The 16,810-nt window shown below is 70.2% G+C and carries 14 protein-coding genes; 8 read left to right on the top strand and 6 right to left on the bottom strand.

Annotated features, from left to right (window positions below):
• Positions 1-151: 151 nt before the first annotated feature.
• Positions 152-769, top strand: coding sequence for a TetR family transcriptional regulator (locus ACRYRV_RS12765; RefSeq protein ID WP_253444193.1), 618 nt, complete (start codon positions 152-154; stop codon positions 767-769).
• 29 nt (positions 770-798) lie between these two features.
• Here ACRYRV_RS12765 and ACRYRV_RS12760 read toward each other — a convergent pair whose 3' ends face one another.
• The 4 genes from ACRYRV_RS12760 to ACRYRV_RS12745 form a co-directional block, all read right to left on the bottom strand.
• Positions 799-1,554 (bottom strand): enoyl-CoA hydratase-related protein, encoded by a 756-nt coding sequence (locus tag ACRYRV_RS12760; RefSeq protein ID WP_444984907.1) that lies wholly within the window; start codon positions 1,552-1,554, stop codon positions 799-801.
• A 72-nt stretch (positions 1,555-1,626) separates the two neighbouring features.
• On the bottom strand, positions 1,627-3,039 hold the full coding sequence (locus ACRYRV_RS12755) for an efflux transporter outer membrane subunit (protein WP_444984908.1): 1,413 nt from the start codon (positions 3,037-3,039) through the stop codon (positions 1,627-1,629).
• Positions 3,032-6,175 carry an efflux RND transporter permease subunit gene (locus ACRYRV_RS12750; RefSeq protein WP_444984909.1) on the bottom strand — a complete coding sequence of 1,048 codons (3,144 nt, stop codon included), beginning with the start codon at positions 6,173-6,175 and terminating at the stop codon, positions 3,032-3,034. The genes ACRYRV_RS12755 and ACRYRV_RS12750 overlap by 8 nt, the downstream gene beginning before the upstream one ends.
• Positions 6,175-7,410 carry an efflux RND transporter periplasmic adaptor subunit gene (locus tag ACRYRV_RS12745; RefSeq protein ID WP_444984910.1) on the bottom strand — a complete coding sequence of 412 codons (1,236 nt, stop codon included), beginning with the start codon at positions 7,408-7,410 and terminating at the stop codon, positions 6,175-6,177. The genes ACRYRV_RS12750 and ACRYRV_RS12745 overlap by 1 nt, the downstream gene beginning before the upstream one ends.
• 359 nt (positions 7,411-7,769) lie before the next feature.
• On the opposite strand from ACRYRV_RS12745, the gene ACRYRV_RS12740 reads away from it, so the two are divergent.
• A complete protein-coding gene (locus ACRYRV_RS12740; RefSeq protein WP_253444210.1) occupies positions 7,770-8,636 on the top strand; it encodes an alpha/beta fold hydrolase in 867 nt (288 codons plus the stop codon).
• 117 nt (positions 8,637-8,753) lie between these two features.
• Positions 8,754-11,609 carry an AMP-binding protein gene (locus ACRYRV_RS12735; protein WP_444984911.1) on the top strand — a complete coding sequence of 952 codons (2,856 nt, stop codon included), beginning with the start codon at positions 8,754-8,756 and terminating at the stop codon, positions 11,607-11,609.
• 70 nt (positions 11,610-11,679) lie between these two features.
• Here ACRYRV_RS12735 and ACRYRV_RS12730 read toward each other — a convergent pair whose 3' ends face one another.
• Positions 11,680-12,186 carry a fasciclin domain-containing protein gene (locus ACRYRV_RS12730; RefSeq protein WP_309635491.1) on the bottom strand — a complete coding sequence of 169 codons (507 nt, stop codon included), beginning with the start codon at positions 12,184-12,186 and terminating at the stop codon, positions 11,680-11,682.
• A gap of 134 nt (positions 12,187-12,320) precedes the next feature.
• Here ACRYRV_RS12730 and ACRYRV_RS12725 point away from each other — a divergent pair, with 134 nt between their 5' ends.
• Positions 12,321-12,635, top strand: a complete 315-nt coding sequence (locus ACRYRV_RS12725; RefSeq protein ID WP_253444221.1) for a Nif3-like dinuclear metal center hexameric protein — start codon at positions 12,321-12,323, stop codon at positions 12,633-12,635.
• Positions 12,636-12,653: 18 nt separating this feature from the next.
• Here the strand turns inward: ACRYRV_RS12725 and ACRYRV_RS12720 are convergent, their stop codons facing one another.
• Complete coding sequence (locus tag ACRYRV_RS12720) at positions 12,654-13,211, bottom strand: NUDIX hydrolase (protein ID WP_299316149.1); 558 nt, start codon at positions 13,209-13,211, stop codon at positions 12,654-12,656.
• A 78-nt stretch (positions 13,212-13,289) separates the two neighbouring features.
• Here ACRYRV_RS12720 and ACRYRV_RS12715 point away from each other — a divergent pair, with 78 nt between their 5' ends.
• The 4 genes from ACRYRV_RS12715 to ACRYRV_RS12700 are packed head-to-tail and all read left to right on the top strand — an operon-like array spanning position 13,290 to position 16,805.
• Positions 13,290-13,925 (top strand): CoA pyrophosphatase, encoded by a 636-nt coding sequence (locus ACRYRV_RS12715; RefSeq protein ID WP_253444227.1) that lies wholly within the window; start codon positions 13,290-13,292, stop codon positions 13,923-13,925.
• Positions 13,926-13,954: 29 nt separating this feature from the next.
• On the top strand, positions 13,955-14,611 hold the full coding sequence (locus tag ACRYRV_RS12710; RefSeq protein WP_444986286.1) for a 2OG-Fe(II) oxygenase: 657 nt from the start codon (positions 13,955-13,957) through the stop codon (positions 14,609-14,611).
• A complete protein-coding gene (locus tag ACRYRV_RS12705; protein WP_444984913.1) occupies positions 14,611-16,158 on the top strand; it encodes a PAS domain S-box protein in 1,548 nt (515 codons plus the stop codon). The genes ACRYRV_RS12710 and ACRYRV_RS12705 overlap by 1 nt, the downstream gene beginning before the upstream one ends.
• Positions 16,155-16,805: a response regulator transcription factor gene (locus tag ACRYRV_RS12700; protein ID WP_253444236.1), complete on the top strand. Its 651-nt coding sequence runs from the start codon at positions 16,155-16,157 to the stop codon at positions 16,803-16,805. The genes ACRYRV_RS12705 and ACRYRV_RS12700 overlap by 4 nt, the downstream gene beginning before the upstream one ends.
• Positions 16,806-16,810 lie beyond the last annotated feature (5 nt).

The raw sequence follows: 16,810 nt of genomic DNA, 5'->3' as shown, positions 1-16,810 counted from the left end.
CCTGTGACAGGGCGTGAAGCCCCTTTATACCCCGCCCCGCCGACGCCTGGCGAGTCGCCTGCCCTCCCCCGCATTAATCATACATTCACGAATGTAAAAGCCGGAGGAATGGGATAAAATGCGACGACTGTCGATTTCTGGAGTTCGCCCCATGGCGCGAAAGACCAAGGCCGAAGCCGCTGCCACCCGCGAGGCGCTGCTCGATGCCGCCGAGGAGGTGTTTCTCGAGAAGGGCGTGGCTCGCACTTCCCTGGAGCAGATCGCCCGTCACGCGGGCATGACCCGGGGCGCCGTCTACTGGCACTTCAGGAACAAGGCCGACCTCTTCCAGGCCATGCTCAACCGGGTGCGCATGCCCTTCCAGGAGCTGGTCGAGGAGATCGGCGACCCGGGCCTAGCCGATGCCCCCCTGGAGGCGATCCGCCTGGCCTGCGTCAGCGGCTTCGAGCGCCTGGAGCGCCCTCGCTACCGCCGGGTGCACGCCATCCTGATCCATCACTGCGAGGTGTTCGGCGACATCGACCCCCTGGCCATGCAGAACGAGATGGCCGAGGAGTCCTGCGGCGCCCTGCGCGACTACCTGCAGTGCGCCGCCCGGCTGGGCCAGCTGCGCGACGACCTCTCCCCGGAGGTCGCCGCCCAGCTGCTGCAGTCGATGCTCGGTGGACTCTTCCACGACTGGCTGCGCAATCACGAGCAGTTCTCCATCGTCGAGCAGGGCAACCTGCTGGTGAAGACCCAGCTCGACCTCTTCCGCCGCCGGACCTGACGTCCGGCGGCCTCTCTCCCCTGGCGCCCCTAAGGATGGCGCCGGCTGGCGAAGAAGGCGTCGATGGCGCTCTGGGCCTCCGGCGAGCGGCAGCGCTCGAGCAGAGCCTGCTCCTCGCGGTCCAGGGCCGCTTCGATCGCCTCGGCCTGTGCGTCGCGCATCAGCGCCTTGGTGGCCAGCAGTGCCTCATAGGGCCTGGCCAGCAGGCGGGCGGCGCAGTCGAAGGCCTGCTCCAGCGCCCGGCCATCCGGCGCCGTATCGGTCACCAGGCCGATCTCCCTAGCCTCATGGGCCGAGAAGGTGTTGCCCAGCAGCAGCATCTCGCTGGCCGCCTTGGGCCCGGCCAGGCGCGGCAGCAGCAGGGTCGTCGCCCCGATCGGACTCAGCGCAAAACGGCTGAAGGGCAGCTGCAGGCGGATCGAGTGGCCCGCATAGGCGAAGTCGCAGTGCAGCAGCATCGACACCCCCAGGCCCATGGCGATCCCCTCGGCGGCGGCGATGGCAGGCTTCCTGAAGGCGTGCAGGCGACGCAGGAAGCTGACCGCGGACACGCTGTCGGCCTGGGCCAGGGCCCGGTAGTTGTCCAGGTCGTTGCCCGCCGTAAAGCAGTTCTCGGTGCCGGTGAGAATCAGCACCTTGACTCCGTCGTCCGCCTCCGCGCTGTCGAGCGCCTCGATCAGCGTCGCATAGCTGGCCTCGTCGAGGATATTGCGCCGCTCGGGACAGCTGATCTGCAGCACCAGAATGCCGTCGTCGCGCCGTGTCGCGGTGATGCGGGTTGCCATGAGATCTCTCCCTTCCAGTGATTGGGCCGCCCGGCACCCCGGGCGGCCCTGGTTCCATGGGTCGCGCCCGTGTCAGCCCTCGACCTGCCAGCCGCCGCCCAGCGCCTTGAACAGGGTAGCGGTGGCGGTCAGGCGATCGCGCATCGCCTCAGAGAGCGCCAGCTCCGCGGCGAGCAGCGCCCGCTGGGCATCGAGGAGCTCGATGAAGCCCACGAAGCCCTCCCGGTAGCGCACCTCGGCCAGCTCCAGGGTGCGCTCGAAGGCTTCCACCTGGCGACCGATCGCTTCCACCCGCTCCCCGCTCGCCTCGTAGCTGACCAGGGCGTTGCGCACCTCGTTGAAGGCCTGGGCCACGGTAGCGCGGTACTGCACCTCCGCCTGCTCGGCCAGGGCCTCGGCGGTCTCGATCCGCGACGCGCTGCGCCCGAAATCGAACAGCGGGCCCATCACCGTGGCGGAGAGCCCCCAGGTGCCCGCCGCCGAGGTAAAGAGATCACCGGCATCGCCGGCGGCGCTGCCCAGCAGCCCGCCCAGGTTGAAGCGCGGCAGTCGGCTCGCCTCGGCCACGCCAATGCCGGCGTTGGCGGCAACCAGCCCCGCCTCGGCGGAGCGGATGTCGGGACGGCGCAAGAGCAGCGCCGAGGGCAGCACCGCCGGCACGCCGTCGGGCAGGGCGATCGCCTCCAGCTCGGTGTCGCCGTAGTCCAGCTCTGCCATGAGCTCGGCGGGGGTCATGCCCACCAGCAGCGCCAGGGCGCCCTCCAGCATGCGCACCCGCTCCCGCTGGCCAGGCAGCTGGGCCAGGGTCGACTCCAGCTCCGACTGGGCCTGACGCAGGGCCAGCTCGTCGCTCTCCCCCACGTCGAAGCGCAGCTGCTCCAGGCGGAAGGTCTCCTCCCGGGACGCCACGGTCGCCTCGGTGATGCGCAGCTGGCGCTCGGCGCTACGCAGGTCGAAGTAGGTGGCCACCACATCGGCGATCACGTTGAGCCGCACCGCATCGTGGGCGAAGAGGCTCTGTTCGAGCAGCGCCTCAGAGGCCTCCCGCTCCCGGGCCAGGCGGCCCCAGAGGTCCAGCTCGTAGTCCAGCACGCCGGCCAGGGAGAAGAGGTTGTCGGTGCTGCTCTGCCCCAGGGGCGAGGCGGCCCCCGGGGTGCGCTCCCGGGCCGCCTCGGCCTGGGCATTCACCGACGGCAGCTGCTCGGCCCGGGCCAGGCCCAGGCGCGCCCGCGCCTCCTGGATCCGCGCCAGCTGCAGGCGCAGTTCCAGGTTGTCATCCACGGCCCTGGCCACCAGGGCATCCAGGTGCGGGTCCTCGAACTGGCGCCACCACTGCTGCCAGTCGGCGCGGGCCTCGTCGGAGAGCAGCACATGTTCGGGCCACTCGTCGGGCAGGTCCAGCGCGGGGGCCCGATAGTCGGGCCCCACGGCACAGCCGGCGATCAGCGCGGTGGAGAGCAGCAGGGCAGGGAGTACCTTACGCATGGGTTGACTCCTTCCGTTGCCGAGCCGCCTTACGCTCGCGCAGCCAGGTGGTGAGATCGTCAAGCAGCTTGTAGGCCAGGGGCACGAAGATCAGCGCCAGGGAGCTGGCCAGGAGCATGCCGCCCACCACCACGGTACCGATCTCCTGCCGACTGTTGGCGCCGGCGCCGGTGGCAAAGACCAGCGGCAGGGTGCCGATGATAAAGGTCAGCGCCGTCATCAGGATGGCCCGGAAGCGCTGCTGGGCCGCGGCCAGGGCCGCCTCGGCGGAACTCTTGCCCTCGCGCCGGTTCTGGGCGGCGAACTCCACGATCAGGATGGCGTTCTTGGCCGCCAGGCCGATCAGCACCAGCAGGCCTACCTGGAAGTAGATGTCGTTGGGGAAGCCCCGCAGCATGGCGGCGAGCGACGCCCCCAGCACCCCGAAGGGCACCGCCGTGGCCACCGCCAGGGGCAGCGACCAGCGCTCGTACTGGGCGGCCAGGATCAGGAACACCATCAGCAGGCCCAGGCCGAAGGCCAGGCCGCCGGCGCCGGCCGCGGCGTCGAGCTGGTAGGCCTCGCCGGTCCAGCCCAGGGAGGCATCGCCACCCTGCAGCACCTCGGCGGCCACCGCCTCCATGGCCTCCTTGGCCTGGCCGGTGGTGTAGCCAGGCGCCGCGTCGGCCAGGAACTTGGCGGCCGAGTAGACATTATAGCGGTTGAGGATATCCGCCCCGGCCTCCCGGGTCAGGGTCACCAGGGAGCTGAGCGGGATCATCTCGCCGCTCTGGGAGCGCACGAAGACCTTGTTGAGATCCTCGGGCTGGCTGCGGAACTCGCCTTCGGACTGCAGATTCACCTGCCAGTTGCGCCCCGCCAGGGTGAAGTCGTTCACGTACATGGAGCCGAAGGTGCTCTGCATGGTGGCGAAGACCTCGTTGACGGGCACCCCCATGGCGCGGGCCTTCTCCCGATCCAGCTCCGCCCGGTAGCGCGGAATGGAGGTATCCAGGGTGGTCCGGGCGTTGGTCAGCTCCGGACGCTCGTTGGCCTCGGCGGCGAGCCGGCCGGCCAGCTCGGCGATCTCCTCGGTGGTGGCGTCGCCACGCACCTGCAGGTAGCCCTCCACGCCGCCGGTCAGGGAGAGCCCCATGATGGGCGGCGGGGTGAAGGAGATCACGAAGGCCTCGGGAATGCCGCCCCCCATGCCCATGATCTGGCCGGTCAGGGACTGGGCATCCTGGCCGGGGCCTTCCCGCTCGCTCCAGTCGGCCAGGTTGGCGAAGCCCACCCCGGCGCTGGTGCGCAGGGCGCCGGCGATGATGTCGAAACCGGCGAAGGTGGTGAACTCGTCGATCTCGTCCATCTCCAGCAGCATGCCGGAGAGCTGGTCGCGCACCGCCTCGGTGCGGGGCAGCGCCGACACCGCGGGCAGCTGGTAGACCACCAGGGCTACCCCCTGGTCCTCCTGGGGCACCAGTCCCGGCGGCAGGCGCGACATGGAGAAGAGCGTTGCCGCCATCACGCCGGCGAAGAGCAGCACGCCGACCACCCCATGGCGCAGCAGCCTGGCCACCAGCCAGGTGAAGCCGCGGGTCAACCGCTCGAAACCGGCGTTGAACCACTGGAAGGGCTTGGCCACGGTGTGGGACTGCTTGTCGAGCAGCAGAGCGCACATGGCGGGCGTCAGGGTCAGGGCCACCACGCCGGAGACCACCACGGAGACGGCGATGGTCACTGCAAACTGACGGTAGAGCTCGCCGGTCAGGCCACCCAGGAAGGTCACCGGGGCAAATACCGCCACCAGCACCAGGGTGGAAGAGACCACGGCGCCGGCGACCTGCTTCATGGTCTCGATGGCCGCCTCGCGGGCCTTCATGCCCTGCTCCCGGATCAGCCGGTCGACGTTCTCCAGCACGATGATGGCGTTATCCACCACGATACCGATGGCCAGCACCAGACCGAAGAGCGTCAGCAGGTTGACCGAGAAGCCGAAGGCCAGCATGCCGGCGAAGGTGCCGATCAGCGATACCGGAATCGCCGCCACCGGAATCAGGGTGGCGCGCCAGTGCTGCAGGAAGGCGAAGGTTACCGCCACTACCAGCGCCACGGCGATCAGCAGGGTGATGAACACCTCGCGGATGGAGATCTCCACGAACTCGGTGGTGTCGTAGGGCACCGTATAGGCGAGCCCCTCCGGGAAGCGGGAGGAGAGATCCTCCAGCGCCTCGCGAACCGCGGTGGCGGTCTCCAGGGCGTTGGCCCCGGGCTGCAGGTAGACCCCCATGGGCACGGCGCTCTGGCCGTTGTAGGTGGCCGAGAAGGCGTAGTTCTGAGCCCCCAGCTCGGCGCGAGCCACGTCGCCCAGGCGCAGGGTGCTGCCATCCTCTTCTGCGCGCAGGATGATGGCCTCGAACTCCTCGGGGTCGGAGAGCTGGCCCTGGGTGGTGACCGAGAAGGTGAAGGCTTGCCCCTCCGGCGCGGGCTCGGCCCCCAGGCTGCCGGCGGCAAACTGGGCGTTCTGCTCGCGGATCGCCGCGGCCACATCGTTGGGGGTCAGGTCGTACTGGGCCATCTTGTCGGGGCTGAGCCAGACCCGCATGGAGTAGTCCTGGGCGCCGAACAGGGAGGCGTCGCCCACGCCCGGAATACGCACCAGCTCATCGAGGACGTTGAGCAGGCCATAGTTGGACATGAAGAGCACGTCGCGGCTGCCGTCCGGGGAGAAGAGCACCGGCACCATCAGGATGTTGTTGGAGCGCGCTTCGACCCGTACGCCCTGATCACGCACCTGCTGCGGCAGGCGAGCGGTGGCGGCCTGGACGCGGTTGTTGACGTTGATGGCGGCCTGGTCGGGGTCGGTGCCCATCGCGAAGGAGATGGTGATCTGCAGGCTGCCGGCGTCGGTGGACGTCGACTCCATGTAGAGCATGTTGTCGACGCCGTTGATCTCCTGCTCCAGGGGGGCGGCCACCGCCTCGGCGATCACCGAGGAACTGGCGCCGGGATAGGCGGCCTGCACCACCACCTGGGGCGGCACCACGTCGGGATACTGCTCCACCGGCAGGGCACGCAGCGCCGCCATGCCGACCAGGATAATGATGATGGAGATGACCGAGGCGAAGATCGGCCGATCGATGAAGAACCTGAGCATCACGCCTCCTCGTCAGCGGCGTCCGCGGCATCAAGGGTCGCTTCGCCGGCCGTCTCGTCGATGTCGGCGTCGTCGACGGAATCCACCTCGCTCGGCTGAACCGGCATGCCGTCCTGCAGCATCATGAGGCCGCTGACGATGATGCGATCGCCCGCCTCGAGGCCGTCCAGCACCACCTGGCGGTTGTCGACGATGGGGCCCAGCTCCACGTCCCTGGCGTGGGCCTGGTCATCGGCCACCACGAAGATGCGCGGACCGCGGGCCCCCTGCCCCACCGCCTCCTGGGGCACCAGGAAGACATCGTCGAGCTCCTGCACCAGCACCCGCACCCGCACGAACTGGCCCGGGACCACCAGGCCCTCCGGGTTGGGGAAGACGGCACGGGCCGAGACGCTGCCGGTGCGCGGGTCGATGGTGCTGTCGGTGAAGTCGATCTGGCCGCGTTCCTCGTATTCGCTGCCGTCGGGCAGGGTCAGCCACGCCTCCCGGGGCGCCTCCGCCTGGGCGTCACTCATGGCCCGCCGCGCGGCGCGCTGCAGGGCCGCATCGCGCTCGGGCAGCGAGAAGCGCACATGGATCGGGTCCTGCTGGGTCACCGTGGTCAGCAGGGTACCGCGCTCGATCAGGCTGCCCTCGGGGAAGCTCTCAAGCCCCGTCAGGCCGTCCAGGGGCGCCTCTACCTGGGTGTAGCTGAGGTTGAGCTCGGCGCTGGCCACCCCGGCCTCTGTCAGCGCATAGCGCGCCTCGGCCAGCTCCCGGGCGGACAGCGCGCTGTCCCGCTCGCGCTCGCTGACCGCGTTCTGGTTGAACAGGGTCGAGATGCGCCGCCACTCGCGATTGGCCTGGTTCAGCTCGGCCTGGGCGTTGGCCCGTTCCGCCTCGGCGCGCTGGAGCGCGATCGCGTAGGGCTCGCGATCGATGCGGAACAGGGGGTCGCCTGCGCTGACCACCTGGCCCTCGGTGTAGAGGCGCTCCTCGAGGATGCCGTCGACCCGTGCGCGGACCTCCACTTCCCGGGAACCCCGTGCACGTGCCGCATACTCCTCGATCACCTCGACGCTGCGCGGCTCGACGCCGAGCACCACCACCGGGGGAGGCGGACGCTCGCCGCCACCGCCCATGGGGCCGCCGGCCTGGTCGTTATCCTGACCGCAGGCGGCCAGCCCGACGGCCATCAGCCCGACAAGGGCCAGTTTTTTCAGGGGCTTGTGCCCCCTCAGGGGTGCCAATCGCATGGAAGTCTCCAGTCAGGGGGGTGTCGCAGGGAAAGAGCGCAGGCGCTACGGCACGGCGGGCGCTACCGCGCAGGATTATAGCTACATTCATGTATGTATACTAGCCAGAGGGAGCGACTCGTTCGGCGATAAAGATGAAAAAAAACCGCCCCTGAGGGGGGCGGCAAGGCAGGGTTGGTACAGACGGGACTTGAAACGAGGAAGAGGTCATTTCAAGCAGAGGGTAGAGGCACCCTCACGACAAATATTGGACCATAGCTATCCATAAATCAACAAATGTATAGGTATTTTTCTCCTCGACCCCTCGAGAAGCTCTCGCTATGCTCCCGAACAGGCTCAGCACTGCCCCGGGAGCGGCCATGGATGCACTGGAACTGATTCGCCTGGATGACCTGGAGCTTGCCGTCCGGGTCTGGCACCCCGAGGCCCCCCGCACCCTGGTGGCCTGGCACGGGCTGGCCCGTCACGGAGGGGACTTCGCCACCCTGGCCCGCCGCCTCGGCCCCGAGTGGCGGCTGATCGCCCCGGACACCCCCGGTCGCGGCCTCTCCAGCTGGTCACCTCGGCCTCCCCACGACTATCGCTATGCGCGCTATGCCGAACTGGCCGTCGCCCTGCTCGACCACTTCGACCTGGAGTGCGTGCCCTGGGTGGGCACCTCCATGGGCGGGCTGCTGGGCATGCGCCTGGCCGCCGAGCCCGCCACAGCGGCGCGCATCGAGCGGCTGGTACTCAACGACATCGGCCCGGAGCTCGAGCCTGCCGGCCTTGCCGAGATCGCCACCTATTTCGGTCGTCCCCACCGCTTTGCCCACTTCTCGGCGCTGGAGGCGGAGCTGCGCGACCACTACGCCGGCTTCGGCCTGGAGAGCGATGCGGCCTGGCGGGAAATGGCGCTGGGCAGCGCCCGGCGCCTTCCCGACGGCAGCTGGAGCTTTCACTTCGACCCGCGCATCGCCGAGCAGTTTGCCCACGACCCGCCCCGAGACCTGTGGGCCGACTGGCGCGCCCTCTCCTGCCCGCTGATGGTGATTCGCGGCGCCGACTCGCCGCTGCTGAGCCGCCACGCCGTGGCGCGAATGGCCGACGCCCAGCCGAGTCTCGTCACGCTCGAGGCGCCCGGCTGCGGCCACGCCCCCATGCTCGACCGGGGCAGCCAGACGGCGCCCCTTGCCGATTTTCTCGCCTCCCCCGCAGGCGACCCCGGCGCCGGCAGCACCGCCTGACAGGCCCGGGGCCGGCCGTCGGCCGGGGCGCCCCGCTGAACTCCGGCGAGCTGCCGGTGTCGTCAGCACAGGCCCGACAGATGCCGGGGAACAGGCTGGCCAGCCGCGAGGTACCCCATGGTCCGACCCGACGAGCCCCCTCACACCGGCGATGCCGATGCGACCACGCAGCGCCTGCTGGAGGTGATCGACACCCTGGTTCAGGAGACGCGGCCCCGGCGGCATGACCACCGCCGCCCGACCCTCGATGCCCGCCTGGACCGCGACCTGGGCCTCGACAGCATGGCGCGCTCCGAACTGCTGCTGCGCCTCGAGGACGCCTTCGACACCCGGCTGCCCGAGAGCGGGCTGATGGCCGACACCCCGGGCGAGCTGCTGACGCTTCTGATGGAGGCCCGCGGCGGCGCGCCGCCGACGCCATCGGCATCGCCCGAGCCCGCAGCGGACCTCGCCGCGGTAGCGGGCACGCCGGATACCGCCGACACCCTCAATGCGGCGCTGGACTGGCACCTGGCTCGCCACCCCGAGCGCCCCCATCTGCATATCTACACCGGCGACGACGAGGCGCAGACCCTGAGCTATGCCGAGCTCGATGACGGCGCCCGGGCCATCGCCGCGGCGCTGCGCCGACGCGGGGTCTCCCCCGGCGAGCGGGTCGCCCTGATGCTGCCCACCGAGCCCGACTACTTCACCGCTTTCATCGGCATCCTGCGCGCCGCCGCGGTACCGGTTCCCATCTATCCGCCGGCGCGGCCGGCCCAGCTGGCGGAGCACCTGCGGCGCCACGGCGGCATCCTGAGCAACGCCGGCGCCAGGGTGCTGATCACCCTGCCCGAGGCCCGCCGGGTAGCGAGCCTGCTGCGGGCCGAGGCACCGCGGCTGGCCAGCATCGTCACGGTGGCAGAGCTCGGCGAGGAGCTCGACAGCGACGATGAGGCCGACAGCGGAGACGCCGAGCCCCTCGACGCCGAGAGCCTGGGGCTGCTGCAGTACACCTCGGGCAGCACCGGGGACCCCAAGGGGGTCACGTTGACCCATGGCCAGCTGCTGGCCAACATCCGCGCCATGGGCGAACGGCTGGAGGTGACCTCCCGGGACGTCTTCGTCAGCTGGCTGCCGCTCTACCACGACATGGGCCTGATCGGCGCCTGGCTGGGCAGCCTCTACCACGCCGTTCCGCTGGTGGTGATGTCGCCCCTCGCCTTCCTCTCCCGCCCCCAGCGCTGGCTCGAGCTGATCCACCGCCACCGGGCCACCCTCTCCGGCGCCCCCAACTTCGGCTATGAGCTCTGCCTGCGCACCCTGGATGCCCGCCGTCTGGAAGGACTCGACCTGAGCAGCTGGCGGGTCGCCTTCAACGGCGCCGAGCCGGTCAGCCCAGGCACCATGCAGCGCTTCGCCGAGAACCTCGCCGACTTCGGGCTGCGGCCGGACGCCCTGATGCCGGTATACGGCCTCGCCGAATCCGCGGTGGGCCTGTGCCTCGCCTCGCCGGGCCGCGGCCTGGTGCTCGACCGGGTCGATCGCGAGACCTTCATGACGCGGCAGGAGGCGCGGCCGGTCGCGGCGAGTCAGGAGAGCGACACGGCCCAGACCTTCGTCAACTGCGGACCGCCGCTGCCGGGCTACGCGGTACGCATCCTCGACCCCAACGGCAGGGAGCTGCCGGAGCGACACGAGGGCGACATCGAGTTTCGCGGCCCCTCCGCCACGGCGGGCTATTTCGACAACCCGGCGGCCACCGGCAAGCTCTTCCATGGCGCCTGGCTGCGCACCGGCGACCGCGGCTATCTGGTCGACGGCGACCTGCATATCAGCGGCCGGGTCAAGGACGTGCTGGTGCGAGGCGGGCGCAACCTCTACCCCTACGACCTGGAGGAAGCCATCGGCCGCCTGGAAGGGGTGCGGCAGGGCTGCGTGGCGGTTTTCGGCCATCTCGACTCCGCAAGCGGCGTCGAGGAGCTGGTGGTAGCGGCGGAGACCCGCCTGACGGACCCGGCACAGCGCGAGGCGCTGGCCCAGGCGATCCGCGAAGTCACCGTCGATATCGCCAATGTCCCGGCCGATACCGTTCGGCTGGTGCCCCCCCACAGCGTACTGAAGACCTCGAGCGGCAAGATTCGCCGGGCGGCCACCGCCGAACGCTTCCGCAGCGGCCGTCTCGGCCAGGAGGGCGCCCCCGTCTGGCGGCAGGCGCTCCGCCTGGCCGCGAAGGCGGGCGTGCAGCGGATGCGACACCGCCTCATCTGGCTCGGCGAGCGCCTCTACGCCGGCTACGCCTGGGGGATCTTCGGCCTCGGCGGCGTCCTGCTGTGCTTGCTGGCGCTGCCCCTGCCGCGGCTCGGCTGGCGCTGGGCGGTGGCCCATCACCTGGCCCGCCTGGCCGCCGGGCTTGCCGGTATCCGCCTCGCACGACAGGGCCTCCAGCACCTGCCCCGCCGGGCGCCCTGCGTGCTGGTGGCCAACCACGCCAGCTACCTGGATGCCCTGGCCCTCACCGCCGCGCTGCCCCGGGGGTTTCGCTACCTGGCCAAGGCCGAGCTCCGGCAGCGCCTGCTGCCCCGCCTGGTGCTGACGCGCCTGGGCGTGCTGTTCGTGGAGCGCTTCGATCCTCGCCAGGCCAACCGGGACTCGCAGCGGGTCATGGTCGCCCTGGAGGGCGGTGACTCCCTGGCCTTCTTTCCCGAGGGCACCTTCCATGCGCAAGCCGGCCTCGGTGACTTTCATATGGGGGCCTTCGTCATCGCGGCTCACGCCGGGGTGCCGGTGGTCCCGGTGGCCCTGACGGGTACCCGGGCGGTGCTGCGCGGCAGGGAGTGGCTGCCCCGACCCGGCCGGGTTCGGGTCTGCCTCGGCGAGGCGCTCCGCCCGACCGGCGACGACTGGCGCGAGGCGGTCAGGCTGCGCGACGCCGCCCACGCCTTCATCCGCGACCGCGACGAGAGCGGCGCCCCCCAGCGGCCCGGGCCCTGAACAAAAAAGCCGCCCGGGGCGGGGCGGCAAGAGCAAGGGACTGGTACAGCAGGGAGGAAGCGTCGGGTGATCACTCCGGCAGCAGGACGCCGTCGATCACATGGATCACGCCGTTGCTGGCCTCGATATCGGCCTGGATGACGGTCGCGTCGTTGATCATCACGCTGCCATCCTGGGTGGTGATGGTGATCTCCTGGCCCTGCACCGTCTCGGCGCTCTCCAGACCCATGGCGTCCGCGGCCATCACCTTGCCCGCCACCACGTGATAGGTGAGGATCGCCTGCAGGGTCTCCAGGTTCTCGGGCATCAGCAGCTCGTCCAGGGTACCTTCCGGCAGGGCGGCAAAGGCCTCGTCGGTAGGAGCGAAGACGGTGAAGGGGCCCTCCCCCTTCAGGGTATCGACCAGGCCTGCGGCCTCGACGGCGGCCACCAGGGTCTCGAACTGCCCCGCCGCCACGGCGGTGTCGACGATATCCGGATGGTCGTGATCATGGCTGCCGGCCTGCACCGCACCGGCCATCATCAGGCCGGCCACGCCGACTCCCATCCAGCGGGTTGCTGCCTTGAAGCTAGTCATGGGTCTTGCTCCTCGAATAAATGCCCAGGGGGGGCGGGTCGTCAGGGGGGTCGCCCTTGTACGCGACAACTTATTTGTACACGTGCTGAACAAGAAGTTCACCGCCGACAGAATTTTTTACAGGAGCCTGAATCATGTACAAGCTGGCTTTCTTCGTGCCCGTGGAGAGCGCCGAAGCGGTCAAGGAGGCGGTCTTCGCCACCGGCGCCGGCCGCATCGGCGACTACGAGGCGTGCTGCTTCCAGACCCGGGGCACCGGGCAGTTCCGCCCCCTGGCCGGCGCCAATCCGCATATCGGCCGCGTGGGCGATCTGGAGCGGGTCGAGGAGCTCAAGGTGGAACTGGTCTGCGAGGATCACCTGATCCGCCAGGCGGTGGCGGCACTCAGGGCCGCCCACCCCTACGAGGAGCCGGCCTTCGACGTCTGGCGGCTGGAGAGCGTCGAGTAGCACTCGACGGTCACCCAATCAGGCCGAACCGAAGTAGCGCTCGCGATCCTCGGGGGTGATATCGCTGACATGCAGCGGGTAGTGGCCGCCGTCACGATCCTTGAAGAAGTGGCGCAGGGTGCGCTCGATGGTGGGGAAGGCGAGCTCCTCCCAGGGGATCTCGTGCTCCTCGAACAGCGCCACCTCCAGGCTCTCCGGGCCGGCGGCGAAGCCGCCCACCAGGTCGGCACGGAACATCATGTAGACCTGGTTGATGTGCGGCAGGTTGATCAGGGTGTAGAGCCCCTGCAGCGCCACCTCGGCACAGGCCTCCTCCCGGGTCTCCCGGGCGGCGGCCTCGCCGGTCGTCTCGGCGTTCTCCATGAAGCCCGCCGGCAGGGTCCAGTAGCCCCGGCGCGGTGCGATGGCGCGGCGGCAGAGCAGCACCCGGGTGCCGCTGACCGGCAGGGTGCCGGCCACGATGCGCGGGTTCTGGTAGTGGATGGTGCCGCACTCGTCGCACAGGAAGCGCGGACGGTCGTCACCCTCGGGGATGGCGAAACGGACGGTGTGGCCGCAGTGGCTGCAGAAGTTCATGGGGCTCCCAGGCAGGCTGACGGGCTTGACGCCGCGGAAGGCGGCCGGGTAGAAGGAACCAAACCCGGTGGAAACTCCATGTTAGAGAAACTTCGCGAACGCCTGCAAGCGCACCGCCCCCGCCGCACCGCGCTGCGCCTCCCCGAGGCGGCGGTGCTGCTGCCCATCGTCGACCGCCCCGAGCCGACCCTGCTGTTCACCCGGCGCGCCGATCACCTCAACACCCACGGCGGACAGGTCGCCTTTCCCGGCGGCAAGCGCGAGCCCCAGGACCCGGATCTACTGACCACTGCCCTGCGCGAGTCCGAGGAGGAGATCGCCCTGCCCCGTGACAGGGTAGAGCTCCTCGGCCGGCTCTCCGACGTGATCTCCCTGCACGGCCTGCGCGTGACGCCCTGGGTCGGCGTGATTCCACCGGACCTGCCCCTGGCACCCGATCCCACCGAGCTTGACCTGCTCTTCGAGGTGCCGCTTGCGCTGTTCCTGGAGGATCGCCGCCACCATACCGACGTCATTCCCCACGACGGGGTGCTGCACTATGTGCCCAACTACCACGTCGACGGCCAGGTGATCTGGGGGCTCTCGGCCATGATGCTGGTGGAGCTGCTGGCCGAGGGGTTCGGCCGCCCGATCAGCCTGACCCGGGAGCCGCCGGGTCGACTCTGCTACTTTCCCGAACGCCTGCTGCGCATCCAGCAGCAGGCGAGCCCCTGAGCCTGTTCGCCCACTCGGAGATAACGACGCTGAACACCCTCCCCCCCGCCCTGGCCCCCGGCGTTCTGCCGGAGCTGATCGACGCCCTGGTAGAGCAGGGCTGGTACCTGGGCCTGGGCGTGCTCGATGCCGAGCTCTGCGCCCAGCTCCACGCGGAGCTTGCGACCCTCGCCGGCCAGGACGCCCTGGAGGCCGCCGGTATCGGCCGCGGCCAGGAGCACCGGCTGCGCCGCGATATCCGCGGGGACGCCATCCACTGGCTCGACCGCGAGAGCCTCGCCCAGCGCCGCTACCTGGAGGCCATGGGCGAGCTCCAGCGGGCGCTCAACCAGGCGCTCTTCCTGGGGCTCTTCGAGTACGAGGCGCACTTCGCCCACTATCCCCCCGGCGCCTTCTACCGCAAGCACCTGGACAGCTTCCGCGGCCGCGCCAACCGGGTGGTCTCCACCGTGGGCTATCTCAACCCGGACTGGCCCGCCGACGGCGGCGGCGAGATGGCGCTCTTCGCCCCGGACGCCCCCGAACGCGAGGTCGCCAGAGTGCGGCCGGAGGCGGGCAACTTCGCCTGCTTTCTCTCCGATAGCGTCCCCCACGAGGTGCTGCCCACCCGGCGGCCTCGGGCCAGCATCGCCGGCTGGTTCCGGCGCAACGCCTCCCTGGGCGGCCTGGTGGATCCGGCGCGCTGATGAACAGCGACGATATGCAGCGGCGCCTGGCGGCCCTGGAGGCGAAGAACCGCGAGCTCAGGCGGGAGCGGGACCACTACCGCTGGCTGGCCGAGAGCTCCACCGACCTGATCAGCCGCCACGCCCGGGACGGCACCTTCCTCTACGCCTCCGAGGCCGCCCGGGACCTGCTCGGCTACGCCCCCGAGGAGCTGATCGGGGTCTCCGCCTACGATCTCTTCCACCCGGCAGACCTGGCCGACCTGCTCAACAAGTCGCCGCGGGTCTACTACCACGACGGCTTCTACCAGCAGACCTACCGCTTCCGAGCCAGGGGCGGCCACTATGTCTGGTTCGAGACCACCAGCCGCACCCGCCGCGACCCGGCTACCGGCGAGCTTCTGGACATCCTCTGCGTCTCCCGGGACGTGGGCCGACGCATCCAGGCCGAGGCCAACCGCGAGCGCCTGGCCCGGGTGGTGGAGTCCACCACCGACTATGTGCTCTTCATGGATGACGACGAGCGCCTCTTCGACGCCAACGAGGCCGCCCGCCGCCTGCTGGGGCTGCCACGCAGTGAGGCCAGCGCCCGCCTGGCCGACGCCTATACCGCCGGCTCCCTGGCCGAGCTGCGCGACCTGGTGCTGCCCGCGGTGGCCCGCTACGGCTCCTGGAGCGGTGAGCTGGAGATGCGCGGCCAGGAGGGGCCGGTGCCCGTGCTCAGCGTGGTCACCGCCCACCGGGAGCCCGGCAGCGAGCCGGGCCATGTCTCGCTGCTCAACCGTGATATCCGCCTGCGCAAGGCCGCCGAGGCCCAGGCACGGCGCCACCAGGAGCAGATCGCCCACGCCAACCGCCTGGCCACCACCGGCGAGCTCGCCTCCAATATCGCCCACGAGCTCAACCAGCCCCTGGGCGCCATCGCCAACTACGCCAGCGGCGCCCTGCTCAAGCTCGACGCCGCCCCCGACCAGCCCGCCGAGGCCCTGCGCCTGCCCCTTGAGCGGATTCGCGACCAGGTGGACCGTCTCGCCGAGCGCCTGCGCCATATCCGCACCTTCGTGCGCAAGGGCCAGACCCGCCCCCGCCCCCAGGAGCTGCTCGCCGTGGTGGATGCGGCCTGCCGGCTCTGCGAATGGCAGTTCCAGCAGGCCGGCATCGCCCTGGAGCACGACCTACCTGAGGCGCTGCCCCGGGTGGTGGTGGACCCGGTGGCCCTGGAGCAGGTGCTGGTCAACCTGCTGCTCAACGCCCTGGAGGCGAGCCGGGAGCATCCCGGCGCCGAGCGGGTCCGCCTGCGCGCTCGCCAGAGCGGCCGACGCGAGGTCACCCTGACCGTCAGCGACCAGGGGCCCGGTGTGCCCACCGAGGAGGCCGAGCGCATCTTCGCCCCCTTCCACTCCGGGCGCCCGGAGGGCCTCGGCATGGGGCTCGCCATCAGCCACTCGCTGATGGAGGCCATGGGCGGCAGCCTGCGCCTGCTCCCGGCCGACGGTTCCGGTGGCGCCACCTTTGCCGCTACACTGCTGGCCGAACCCTCTGCCATGGTTTCCACGAGGCATCCGTGACCGACCACCCCAACGCCTGCATCGCCATCGTCGACGACGACGACGCCCTGCGCGAATCGCTCGCCTGGCTGCTCGACTCCGTGGGGCTCGCCAGCCGCCCCTTCGCCGACGGCGAGGCCTTCCTGCTCGCCGAGCCCTCCGCCTTCGATACGGTGCTGCTCGACGTTCGCATGCCGGGATTCTCCGGCCTGCAGGTTCAGCAGCGCCTGAACGAACGCAGCGACGCCCCCCCCGTGATCTTCATGACCGGCCACGGCGACGTGCCCATGGCCGTGGCGGCGCTCAAGGCCGGGGCCCTGGACTTCATCGAGAAGCCCTTCAACCACCAGCAGCTGATCGACACCGTCCAGCGGGCCCTGCTGGCCCACCAGCGAAGGCGCCAGCAGCGCGCCCGACTCGACGATCTCCAGGCGCGCTATGCGGGACTACGCCCCAAGGAGCGGCAGATTCTGGTCCACGTCGCCGAGGGGATGACCAGTCGCGAAGTCGCCGAACACCTCGCCATCAGCGCCAAGACCGTGGAGGTCTATCGACTGCGCGCCATGAAGGCGCTGGGAGCGTCGAGCCTGGCCGAGCTGGTCCGGCTCTGCGTCGCCCTGGAGCTGGTGGAGACGCTGCCTGACCGGGGTCAAGTCGACGCCGATTGATACCC

This window comes from Halomonas mongoliensis (assembly GCF_052496345.1).
The sequence above is the reverse complement of the archived record's forward strand: the minus strand, read 5'-3'. Positions and strand labels throughout refer to the sequence as shown.